At 60.5% G+C, this 12,112-nt stretch carries 8 protein-coding genes and 2 pseudogenes; 2 read left to right on the top strand and 8 right to left on the bottom strand.

Annotation, left to right across the window (positions count from 1 at the left end):
- Positions 1-30: 30 nt before the first annotated feature.
- The gene (locus ACRECX_RS13265) at positions 31-426 is read right to left on the bottom strand and encodes a hypothetical protein (protein WP_431559315.1); all 396 of its coding nucleotides are present in this window, start codon (positions 424-426) and stop codon (positions 31-33) included.
- Between the two features lie 179 nt (positions 427-605).
- On the opposite strand from ACRECX_RS13265, the gene ACRECX_RS13260 reads away from it, so the two are divergent.
- Entirely contained in the window at positions 606-3,794 is a 3,189-nt protein-coding gene (locus tag ACRECX_RS13260) for a multicopper oxidase family protein (RefSeq protein ID WP_431559314.1), read from the top strand.
- 8 nt (positions 3,795-3,802) lie between these two features.
- Here ACRECX_RS13260 and ACRECX_RS13255 read toward each other — a convergent pair whose 3' ends face one another.
- The 7 genes and pseudogenes from ACRECX_RS13255 to ACRECX_RS13225 form a co-directional block, all read right to left on the bottom strand.
- Entirely contained in the window at positions 3,803-4,417 is a 615-nt protein-coding gene (locus tag ACRECX_RS13255; RefSeq protein WP_431559313.1) for a nucleotidyltransferase family protein, read from the bottom strand.
- Entirely contained in the window at positions 4,414-4,899 is a 486-nt protein-coding gene (locus tag ACRECX_RS13250; RefSeq protein ID WP_431559360.1) for an XdhC family protein, read from the bottom strand. The genes ACRECX_RS13255 and ACRECX_RS13250 overlap by 4 nt, the downstream gene beginning before the upstream one ends.
- A gap of 219 nt (positions 4,900-5,118) precedes the next feature.
- A pseudogene (locus ACRECX_RS13245) lies at positions 5,119-5,439 on the bottom strand (XdhC family protein); the annotation flags it as partial.
- A 15-nt stretch (positions 5,440-5,454) separates the two neighbouring features.
- The gene (locus ACRECX_RS13240) at positions 5,455-6,498 is read right to left on the bottom strand and encodes a hypothetical protein (protein ID WP_431559312.1); all 1,044 of its coding nucleotides are present in this window, start codon (positions 6,496-6,498) and stop codon (positions 5,455-5,457) included.
- A gap of 60 nt (positions 6,499-6,558) precedes the next feature.
- Entirely contained in the window at positions 6,559-7,080 is a 522-nt protein-coding gene (locus ACRECX_RS13235) for a (2Fe-2S)-binding protein (protein WP_431559311.1), read from the bottom strand.
- Position 7,081: 1 nt separating this feature from the next.
- A complete protein-coding gene (locus tag ACRECX_RS13230) occupies positions 7,082-9,778 on the bottom strand; it encodes a xanthine dehydrogenase family protein molybdopterin-binding subunit (protein ID WP_431559310.1) in 2,697 nt (898 codons plus the stop codon).
- Positions 9,779-10,915: 1,137 nt separating this feature from the next.
- Positions 10,916-11,284: pseudogene (locus ACRECX_RS13225) on the bottom strand (transposase); the annotation flags it as partial.
- A gap of 285 nt (positions 11,285-11,569) precedes the next feature.
- Between ACRECX_RS13225 and ACRECX_RS13220 the strand changes: the two are divergent.
- Positions 11,570-11,842: a hypothetical protein gene (locus ACRECX_RS13220; protein ID WP_431559309.1), complete on the top strand. Its 273-nt coding sequence runs from the start codon at positions 11,570-11,572 to the stop codon at positions 11,840-11,842.
- The last annotated feature ends 270 nt before the right edge of the window (positions 11,843-12,112 follow it).

Below are 12,112 nucleotides of genomic sequence, written 5' to 3'. Positions count from 1 at the left end.
ACATCGGCTGCGTCGGGGGCCTCCCCAATTTCACTTCAACGGCCGGCAGTTGATGGCGACGATCTTCTGGGTCCGCCCGGCCTTACCATCGCAGCCTAGGCGATTGTGCTTGCCGTATATCGGGGGATCCAGAAAGTACTCAAAGTCGTCCGTGTCAGTAGCCTCGATAATTCTATAGAGCTTGTATGGGCCGCTTTCACAGAGCATTTGCTCGGCATCGACGAAGAGGGAGGCCGGCAACACCACAATGGTCTCGAGGTTCGAATCTGCCGCGCAGAATTTTTCGATAAGCTCGGCACGATCCCTGACCTGAATTATCACCGGCGGCCACTCAGGCTGAGACGCCGGCACCTCATCCTCGGAAAATCCCGGCCCAATCCCGGCCAACGCCAAGGCAAGCGCTATAGGGACGATAAATCGGTACACCTTACACCTCCCTCTCGAGCGACGACGATGGCATTAGATGGCATTACAAGGAGGACGCAATGTCTATCAATAGAGATTTCTATTTCCTGATGAATATTTTATGATCGCCGGGCGAGGCGCTAATCTAGTTTTATGGGCCGGGCTCATACGATAACTGAGCTTATGCGGAGGGATTCCTCATGGATGGAGTATTGCGGCCGTTCTTCATGCGCGGCACCGTCGTTATCCTTGCGCTTTTCGTTGCATCACAATGGTTGGTCGCCTCGGCGCAAGACTCCGCTTCCAAATTCGATCTATCCATACGGCCGGAACTCACCGAGCCCGTAGCGCTCTCGAGCAAGGACGGAATTCTCGAGGTGAGGCTGACCGTCCAGCAGGATGAGGCCCGCCTCGACACGGTGGCCAGGCCCGTCAAGAACTTCCTGCTCTTCGCCTATGAGCTGATACGCGGCACGGCATCGAACGGCCAGATGTCCGGCGAGAATCTCTATCCCGGACCCACGCTGCAAGTGATGCCTGGAGACACGTTGATCGTCCATCTGGACAACGCAATGACCGGTCTCACCATCAGCGATTTCTACGATCCGGCTTATACGCCGAAGGGCGAAGCGGTCGATATTTACCCGCGTCAGATGGGTTCGTCGCCATTCAACCTTCATACCCATGGCATGCATATCAGTCCGAAGGGCAACGCCGATAACGTGCTGCTCCACATTCCAGGCGGGATGTCGAATACCTATACGTTTGAACTTCCCAAGGACCTGCCGCATGGCGCCTACTGGTACCACAGCCACCTGCATATGTTGACGACGTCTCATGTCTATTACGGCTTGGCTGGCCAGCTGGCGATCGGACGCCTCGACGGAAACCTGCCGATCGTGACCGAGAACAAGATTCCGATCCGGAATATGCTGCTGCAATACAATTACGTCTTCGACCGGGCAGGAGGGCTCGCCCAGCTCAACAATCCGAACTGGGCGCAATATATCAGCACGCTAAAGGCGCCCGAGAGCGATCAGCTGGCAAAGGGCACCTACCGTCCGCTTCTGGTACCGACCACCTTCTTCGACTCGAAGAAGGGAACGAAGTACGCCACCATCTGGTACACGGGAACGGCGGATTGGAACCAAGGACCGGGCTCGATTCCCGATACCCGCGGGCAATTCCATTTCATCCCGGCCAATCTGCAGCGCTTTATCGCGCTACCCGGCAGGTCGACCGGCGACATCCCGGCCGATCCGTCGCTACCCGACCATCGGCGCGACATGCAGTTCACGGTGAACGGCCAGTTCCAACCGGTCGTCAAGAGCAAAGCCGGGCAAACCGAGATCTGGGTGCTCTCCAATATCAGCGACATGGCCTATTTCAATTTGCGGCTCACCGAGACGGCGACAGGCAAGCATCCCAAGATCGCCGTCGTCGGCCAGGACGGGCTTCCCTATAAGGAAGTGCATCATCCTATGTGGGACGACGGCACGCGTCTGGTTGTTCCGCCGGCCACTCGCTATGCCATCGCCGTCACCATCCCGGCAGAAGGCGAGCTCGTTCTGGAAATGGCGCCGAGGGGCGGCGACGTCAGGACGATGACCGCGCCGGGGATTCTTTACACCAATGACGGCACCGAGAATCCTCCAGCCGAACTCGGTTACTTGAGCGTCGAACCTTCGGCCTTAAGCTATCACGACGGATTTTTCGTTTTCCCCACGCAGATCTTGGCGAGAGCGGTGCCGTCCGAAGGGAAAGGCACCACGACCGAGTTTGCCGAGGGACAGCCCCTCAACGCCTATACCGTTTTCCAGGACCTCTCAAAGGTCACTCCCGACTTCAAAAGGGAGCTGACGATCGCCGGCATGTTCTTCAACGACCTTGCCAGCAAGGACGACCCCAAAGCCTTCGTCTATGCCTTCGACGGCACGGCGTTTCCCAATGTGCCGCTGCTCCAGCCGAGGCTCGACTCGATCGAAGAGTGGACGTTCATCAATCACAACAACGACGAGCACCCGATCCACATTCACGTCAACGACTTCCAGACCGTCGCTTCTTTCGATCCGTCCACGGGCATCAAAACTCCACCGGAACAATGGTTCATCGACAACACCAATGTCCCGGTGCCGATACTTGGCCCAGGAGAGGCGGTCGTCCAACCCGGCACTCTGTCTCTGCGCAGCAGTTTCGATCACTTTACCGGACTCTTCGTGATGCACTGCCATCGCCTCAACCACGAAGACAACGGGCTTATGACTTTGGTCAACGTCATCCCCGCTATATCGTCCTATGCCGTGGCGGTACCGGGATCGAAAGGACACGCGGCCGAGGTTAAGGTCTATGACGGCAATGGAGACAAACTCATTGCCACGGTCACGCCGTTCCCCGGATTTGAGGGAACGCCGAGCGTGGCTATCGGCGATATCAACGACGATAGCGTCTACGACCTGGTCGTCGGCGCCGGCAAGGACTACGCGCCGGAGGTCGTCGTCTATTCAGGAAAGGCGGTTGACGGCAAGGGACCGTTCGAGACCGAGCTTGCCCGATTCGAGGCCTTCGACTCTTCGGTGAAAGGCGGGGTAAGCGTAGCGGCGTCGCAGATCGACGGCAGCCAGGCCGACAACATCATCGTGGGCTCCGGGCCCGGTATCCTGAGCGAGGTCAAGGTCTTCCGCTCCAAGCTGCCGGAGCTGGGCAAAGCGCCTGAGCTGTTCTCGACGTTCAATCCCTATCTCGACGACCGCAACGGGGTAAGCGTCGCATCCGGCTTCGTCGATTTCACCACCGGCCGCTATAGCATCGTCACCGCGCCCGGCCCGGGCAGCGTGGCGCAGGTCAAAGTCTTCAATTTCTCGCTGATGAAGCCCATCGAGAAAGTGAGGAAGAAACTCGAAGGCTCCGAACAGTGCGAGCCAGGCGCAAACAAGCCCGCCGTGACGAACGCCTTTATGCCCTTTGGCATAGGTTATCGTGGCGGCTTGTCGCTCGCGACTGGCTGGCTGACCGGTCCGTATGGGGGAGCCGAAACGATCGCCGTAGGCCAATTGGCAGGCCCCGGCGAGGTCAAGGTCTATACGAGCGGCTCGCGGCTTCAGGGCGGCCCCAGTATCTACCTGGCCAGCGCCGAGCATACTCCGGTCCCGATTTTCTCCCAGATCGCAAACTTCCGGCCGTTCGAGGGAGGTTCAGGGGTGAGCGTGGCGACGACCAGCACGACGGTCGGCTCGGACTTGCTGGTCGGCGGCCTCTCCGAGGACAAGACCGTGGTGCGAAAATATGGACTCGCCAGACTTGAGCCCAATGCCACCACGCTTGTCGTCAGGCAGCTGAGCACGGTCGTTTCCGATGGAGGTTCCGCCCTGGTCGGTCTCGGTGGGGACTGAGGCGACGCTTACCGGCCTGCGCCGGGCTGATTGAGCCGCGCGAGGTCGGCCGGCGTATCGATGTCGTGGAAGATGCTGTCGGTGGCGACATCCACTTCGACGAGATGCGCCGCGTGCCGGGCCACCAGCGGTTTGGCGCCGCTATCGCCGGTCAGTTTCATCATCTCGGGGAAGTAATCGCGTCCCCACAGGACGGGATTGCCTCTTCGCCCGCGATGCACCGGCACACAGATCGCGCCGCGTCCTTTGAACTCCGCCATTAAAGCACGGATGACCGGAATTTCGATTTCCGGCATGTCGCCGAGGCTGATCAACGCGCCGTCGGCGTCAGGAGGGACCGCCTCAAGCCCGGTCCTGAGCGAGGCGCTCAAGCCATCGGCGTAATCGGGATTGGTGACGATGGCCACGTCAAGCCGGTTCAGCGCCTGGGTGATGCGGCCGGCTTCGAAACCTGTTACCGCGATGACTGGCCTGACGCCGCTCTCAAGAACAGTGGCAACAACGCGACGGATCATCGGCTCCCCACTGACCGGCTCGACAAGGACCGGCTCGACAAGCTTGTTGCGCGGGGCCATGCGCGCGGAGCGGCCGGCGGCAAGCACGATGCTCGCGATCTTTATCACGTGCGCGTTACGTCCTTGCCCCGCTGCACGGCAGCGATTTCGGTCATGATGGAGAGCGCGATCTCGGATACATCGAGTGCGCCGATATCGAGACCGATGGGCGCGTGGATGCGCGCGATGTCGGCGGGAGGCACGCCCGCCGCAAGCAGACGCTCCGCGCGCTTGGCGTGCGTCTTCTTGCTCCCCAGCGCGCCGACATAGAAGGCGTCGGAGCGGAGCGCGGAGATGAGCGCCGGATCGTCGATCTTCTTGTCGTGACTCAGCACCGCGACCGCGGTCGAAGCATCGAGGCCGAGCGCCGGCAACGCTTCCTCCGGCCATTCTTGCACGATCTTGGTGTCTCCAAAACGCTCTTCCGTGGCGAAGGCCTCGCGCGGATCGACGATCACGACTTCGACGCCGAGCGCGCGGGCCAATGGCACGAGAGGCTGCGCGATGTGCACGGCGCCGATAACGATGAGCCGCGTGGTGGGGTTGAACATCTTGATAAAGACTTCGTCGGTGCTTCCTTTCAGAACAGCACTTCGTCCCCGGCGAAAGGCGTCCGCGAGCGCCGGCGCAAGTTCCGGCCCGAGATCGTCCGGCGCATGCGCAAGGCGGCGAGCGCCGGTCGCGAGGTCGGTGACCAGCGCCACCTTCCGACGCGCCGCAATGTCCTCGACAATCCGGCGCAGCACGCCGTCCTCCTCGCTCTTTTGTGATTCAAGTGGCTCAAGGAACACGCGGATGGTGCCGCCGCAGGTCAAACCGACCTTCCATGCGGCGCCGTTCTCGACGCCGTACTCAAGCGTCTTCGACTTGGCGGAGGCAAGGACCTCGGGCGCTTCGGCGATGACCTCGCCCTCGACGCATCCCCCCGACACCGAGCCGAGAAAATTCCCGTCTCCGTCGACGATGAGCTAGCTGCCGACCGGTCGGGGCGCCGACCCCCAGGTTTGAATGACGGTGGCGACTGCCACGGGGCGGCCTTCGGCGCGCCACGCGAGCGCCGTGGGAAGAATGGTCGGATCGCTTAGGCTTATCACTCTAAGTGCACCTCATTGCTTGTCCTTGGCGTCTGCGCGTTCGAGCCACCGCTTCATGTTCTCGATTGGCTCGACGATGCAGCCGGGCGCCGAATGATCCTCGCAACAGCGCTGCAAATCTCTGATATGGGCGTCGTACTCCGCCCAAAGGCTACTTTGCACTTCTGGCAAACGTGCGCCCATCCAGCCGTGGGGGAGTAATCCGTAATCCGTGTAAACCGGATCCGGATTGTCGTATGCCGTTCCCTTCGGCGCGCCGAAGCGGCCGTGCGGTGCTTGGCCGATCGATTGCAGCATCTTGGCCGGCTGCTCGCCGAAATCCCCGACCATCTGCGTCTTGCAGGTGTTGAACGAGCCGATGCGGTGGCAGCCCGCACACGAGTTGCCCCGGGTTGATATGCTCATTGGCTTGGGCCAATTGACGAACGGGCCGCCGACGTCCACCGAGTGGAATCCCCAAGGGTCGGAGGGGACCTGGGCGGTTTGATCGATCCACGGCGTATGCATCCACGGATCGCTGTCGTGGCAATAAATGCAGCCATGATTGAAGACTTCCCGGGGGGAGGCCCAGAGTTCCTTCGCCGATATGAAACCCTCCGGCGGCGTTTCCTCGGTCGGAGGCGGCACGCGGCGGCCATCGTCTCCCCCGGGCTTCTCGCCGAAGTTCTTCGAGATGAAGAAGCAGGTGCTGCCCGTTTTGACATTGTGCATGATGGCTTCGATCGAGTCGAAGCGGGGGTCGTCGGGCGGTCGTATATACATTCGGCGGCAATAGAGGATCATCTGGATGTCATCATCACGTACAGTCCTCACCCGCGTATAGGGCGTGCATTGGCCGTCGGTCTCCTTCGGATAAGGCAGGTAAGCCGGCTTATCGCAGCGCATGTGACGCGAATAGGTCTCTGGCGCCTTGCCGTTTACCGTGATCGGGATGATTTCGCCGTTGAGACAGTTGAATGGAGGAATCTCAGCGATCAACTGCGCACATTCGCGCCCATAGTCATGGATGTCGTAGTCGTGCTTCTCGGGGGCGACCGTGTCGCCGGCAAGGATCAAGGCGGCCACTGCGACGATCGCCACACGTATCCTTTGGCCTTTCATTTATTTCTCCGACCCTCAGATCGCGAGACCGGGTGTGTCGAGAATGACTTCACGAATGGCCCGATGGTAGCGGACATAGCCGGTGCACCGGCAAATGTGCTGGCCAACCGCATCCTCGATGGCGGCATCTACGGCGCTTTTCGCTATCGGGCTGCGTTTTAGGCGATCGAGCAGACAGTAGGCGGCCATCAGGAAGCCCGGTGCCGAATAGCCGCACTGGAATGAGAAATTTTTCAGAAAGGCATGCTGGAGCGGATGAAGTTCGCCGCTCTTGCTGAGCCCCTCGACTGTCGTGATGATCTTGCCGTTTGCCGCGCTGAGCGGTGTGGTGCACGTCCGGGTCGGTACGAGGAGAGCGCCGGGGATACGTGCGGCGGCGACAGTGCAAACCCGGCAAACAGCGATACCACAGCAGAATTTGGTGCCGGTCAGGCCGATCTCGTTACGCAGGAAGTCGTTTAGCCACATGTCACCATCAATCGACTCGCGAACGATCAATTCGTCGTTGATGGTCAGACTGAGCGCGATATTGCCCATGTCAGTTCCAGACTGCCCGCACCTTGTCGGGCGTGATGGGCAGTGACCGGAAGCGATGGCCGATGGCGTGCATGACCGCATTGGAAATCGCCGGCCCTACTGTGATCATGACGAGTTCGGCAATGCCGCGTGGGATGGAATCTGCAGGATCTGGCGGGATGAAAATCTTCTCGACGTCATGGATCGCACAGTCCGCGGAGAGGGCAACGTGGTAGCGATCGAGATTCCATTTGCCATTTGCCGCGCCATCCGCATCTGTCGGCAACCCCTCCAACAAGGTATGCCCGATTCCCATCGCCCATCCGCCATCCATCTGACCTTCGACAAGGTCCCGCTGGATGATGGTTCCCGGAGCCAGAACATGCACACCCCTGATCAGGCGGACGACGCCGGTCTTGCGATTGACTTTGACCGCAGCGAGAGCGCCCCCGGCAGCGAAGCTCTGTCCGTTCTCCTCCCACATGCTCTCGGTGGTGAAGAGCAAGGGATTCTTACGATCGACTAGTTCATAGGCCGGCATGTCGCCGCGCTGTATGGCCAAGGCATCGATTTTCCAGCGATTAGTGATGCCGTCGACGGTATAGTCGGCCTCGATCCAGCGACCGCTGAAAAACCCATGTACCATGGCGCTGGTCGCGAGTTTCTTCTCGTATAGTTTGGCCGCAATCGCCGAAAACGGGATCGGCGCGAACCCCGCGCTGGTCAACTGGCCCTCGCTCCACGAAACGTCAGCGATGTCGATCCGGTCGGCCATGGTGCCCCAGATCGAGCGGGCCGCGGGCAGGATCGAAGTCTTCAATAGAATGTCGGCCGCCTGTTCGGTGGCATGCAACCAACGACCGACTCCCGCCGTCGCTTTGGTCGAATTCCACACGATCGGGGTCCAGCGCGGGTTCTCGGGCTGCTTGTCGAAGCCGCCGACAAGCTGCAGCTCCCGGAATATATCCGTCCTCCCGGTGTCGACTTCGTCCGCGTTGCGTCCTATTGCCTTGCTCGTCGCCAAGGCATGCGCCGTTGCGGCGCCCTGGCCCATATCGACGTGATGGGTGATCACCGACAGACGGCCGTCGGGACCGATATGCACCTGCGACATGACCGCGTCCGCACCCGATCCGAAATTCTTCATGGCAAGAGCCGCGCCGACACCGTAGCGCTCGTCTTCACTCGAGAGCCGCTTCTGATCGGCGTTTCGGTTCGTCCATAGGGGATGAGCCAACGCCTTGTCGCAGATTTCGCCGAGCCCGGGCGGCGTGCGCGGTGCGCCCGTGACGATGGTATCACCGGGTCGGAGAAGGTTTATCTTCCGGAATTCGAGAGGATCGAGGCCGCGTGCGAGTGCGACTTCGTCAACCATCGATTCGACCGCGAATGTAGACTGGAACGATCCGAAGCCGCGCATGGAGCCTGCAACTTGCGAGACGGTACGTTGCGCCCGCGACCAGATGTCGGCGAGAGGGGCGCGATACACACCCGTTCCGAGGATCCCGGTCACATTGGCGACATAGACGCTGACATTGCGGCGTCCACCTCCGTCGAGGACCGAATGATTCCGGAATATCTCGATAAGGTTCGCGTTGCTTACACCGAGCGTCAGCTCGACCCTGGATGCGTGACGTTTGATCCCACTTTGAAACTGCTGGAACCGATCATTGGAGATACGGATCGGCTTATCCGAGTAGGCCGCGGCGAGAGCAAGATAAAGACATAGGATCGAGGTATCGCGTCCGCCAAACCCCCCACCGGGATAGGCGGCATAGAGGTGGACGTCGTCGATTTCGATCGGGCACTCATTCGGGGCGAACAACGCTCGCGCCGCGTCAACGTCGTAGCCGGGCGACTGCGTGCCGATCAGCATCCGCAATGTCTTTGCCTCGCGGTCGAACCAGGCGAGGCCCGTTTCGGGCTCCATAAACATCGGGTCAACCACGGGAGTTTCGTAAGTCTGATTGTAGACATCGAGATCGGGCGACTTGAGCGTTTCGCCGATCATATTCACGATCTCCATAGCCTTTTCGTTCGTCGCCCCCGGTTCGGCCGGATGGACCGGTCCCTCGATCGTCTGCGCGAAGCGTTGTTCGCCCTCTCTGGTGAGGGCATGAACGATACTGGTTTCCGGCTTGTAGCTGGTTGGCTCGGGTAGGGGCACGTCCTTGCCAACTCGGATGGCTTTGCCGTTCGATACGATCTGTTCCTTGGCCTCGTAATAGGCGGTCAACTCATCGTACAGAAGAATCGCCAGGGCCTGACCGAGATAGGACGGCGGCTTTCCGGCCTGCACGAGATACTCGCCTTCCGGATAATCCTCCTCGGCGATGCCGATCGAATCACGGGCCAGATCGGCGGCAGTTATCGTGACAATCGGCTGAAGCTCTTTGGGGAGCTGATCGAGATCGAGGCCATCGAAGATGTGACCGACGAAGGGTGCGTACACGACCAGCGCGTGACGGTATTTCGCCGGCCAATTGGGTAGATCGATCGGCTGGAAGTCGCGAGCGTAAATTCTCTGGCCGGTGACCTTCGCCAGTCCGTCGATACGATACCGGGCCTGTCCCGGTCCCCCACTCCACCCGCCTAGTGGATTCATCGTCGCTGCGTGAGAGACCGGCCATCGCCCGAGGTCGATAGTGGAGACGAGGAGGCCTGCCGTGCCGGCCGCCGCCTTCAGGAATTCGCGCCGGGTTAGCCAGCCGGTTCGCACGGGTTACTACTCCTTTCGAGACCGCCCAGTTCCGACTGGGTGCAGCCCATGCGCAGTATCGCTCCCACTAACCTTCTGAAAAAGGGTCTTCGAGCAGGTATTCAAAGGTTTATCGGCCAGTGTGCGGATTGTCGCAACCAAGAAGCCGGTGACGGAGGCGGTGATCATCGGGACCCGCATCGACATGGCGCCCGACGAGATGCCAACAAATGATCGCTCCTGTCACTCAGGTTCAAAGTGACGAGCCAGGCGTCTGCCGCTTCAAGACAGATCTCGTCACGGCTGGTCGTTGGCATTTCAGACTAGCCGCCAAAGTCCAGGGCGAACCCGAAACCCGTGAAACGCGAGGTCATCTGCACCGCCAAACCCTGATCTGCAGCATGAAACTACTGGGTAGTTTGGCTCTCTTCATACTTGGCGCCGCCCTCGGATCGGCAGGCGCGTTTATCTACACCCGGTGCTCGGACGAGCTTTCTCAGTCCTCTGTCCGGCTCCAAGCCCTCAGCGGAAGCTCCTCTACTATCGCGATCCGAGCGGCGCACCTTACTGGTCCGCCACGCCCAAAAAGGATGCAAGCGGGCGTGACTACCTCCCAGTTTATGAGGACGAGGATAGCTTGAATTTTGAGGGAGAGTCGGTCAGCCCGCCCGCTACAGATCAAAGGGCGCAAGCCCATAGAGAGCGGCGTCACGTAATGAGTTGTGCACGTACGCCAGTCGACTTTATCTCGGCCAAAATGCGGACCCGGCTAGCTTGGATCATCCGGAGTTATGCTTGTCCTCTGCCGCTGGAGGCCCGAGCACCAGTGGGTATAGCAGACGCTCACTCACACTTCGCTGTCCCTAAGGGTCGATGCTGTCGATAAAGTGGGCAGCGCGACCGGATCCGGAGCTCCGGTTTTGGAGCTGGTCACATTTATGCCGATGGCATCAATCCGCTGTTGGAGGGAATCCCGACCAGCGCGGACATGTGCTCTTTGGGCTGGTTTTGACCGATACTGTCGATAAAGTCGGCGGCGCGACCGGCTAGGCTCGCCCGCTGCCGCGAGGCTAGTTGAGGTTGTCTTGCCTTCATCGGCACCCCCAGCCGGGGCTGAGGGCTCGGCACCGACGCTACGGGACACCACTGCACCAACTCTCACGCAACTGACGCGGCCGCGAGGTCTGGCGGAGGCCAGACCATCCGCAGCGCCATGGTCTTGAGGTTCTGCACGATGGCCGCGAGATGGAACTCGTCGCGGGCACCGGAGAGGCCGCGCAGCCGTAGCCGCTCGAAGCCGTGGTGGGTCTTCAAGTGCGCGAAGCGCATCTCGACCCGCTTCCTCTCGTCACGCGATCTGGCGAACGCCTTGGTCTTCATCTTGCGGCGGGCCACATCGCGAGCGTCCTCGTGAACATCGCGGGGGATCTTGCGTGCTGCGCCCCGGGTGCAACACCTCGCCTTAAGAGGACAGACATCGCAATCTCGTTTCGAGGCGCGGTAGAGCAGCGTGCGCCCGTCATGCAGCACCTTCTCGGCACTAGCGGCCTGCGGGTGCATGTCGCGGCAACGATGCCACTGCCGAGGTGAATGCCCAATTTGGGCATAGGCTATTTCTTCGCCTCCCGGATGAGGTTCCGTGTCAAAGCTCTGCATGGTGCCACCTCCATAAAACACAGAGGGCCCAACCAGCCAAGAGTGGTTAAGTGCAGCACTGCACTTTCCTGTCGCACGAAATGGAGGTTGACCCGCCGGCCGGGCATGTCCATTCAGTGCCGATACCGGCTGCGGAGGGCACATCAGGACACACACATGGGCAAATACGCAGCAAGTTGTTGGGCAGCGAGGAGATCGCCCGCTTCACTTGCGCTTTTTCATTTCGAAAAGCCGGACGGGTTCTCGTTCACGCCGGGTGAATCGATCAACCTTTTGCTGCCGGAAGATTTTCCCGGAGTCGGCGACGATCGCCAGCGGGCCCTCTCTCTCGTCATCGCGCCGCACGAGGACCGGCTGACGATCGCCACCGCATGCGCAAGAGCGCCTACAAGTAGCCGCTCAAGGCCAGTCATCGCTACCTCCCTCTAGTGCGAGCCGCGACGAGTGTCGGGCCCGCGCGTTCGCATCTCCTGGATTAAACAGCTGATGAGCTTGAGCGTTCTCTCGAGCAGCTCACTAATGGCGTCGCGGGGCTGTGCGCTCCAGCTCCGGATTCCGGCAGCCCCCTACGTGCGGAATCGATGCGATTTTGTAGTTGTACGCGCTTTGCATTACTACCGGAATCGGTTGTGGCCCCACGAAACAATGCCGCACCGGCAGACACGACGACCTGCCTGAAGACTCTAGTGAAAATATTGT

The organism is Methyloceanibacter sp. (genome assembly GCF_050726195.1).
Classification (GTDB): Bacteria; Pseudomonadota; Alphaproteobacteria; order Rhizobiales; family Methyloligellaceae; genus Methyloceanibacter.
This window is presented reverse-complemented; position numbering and strand designations above follow the sequence as displayed.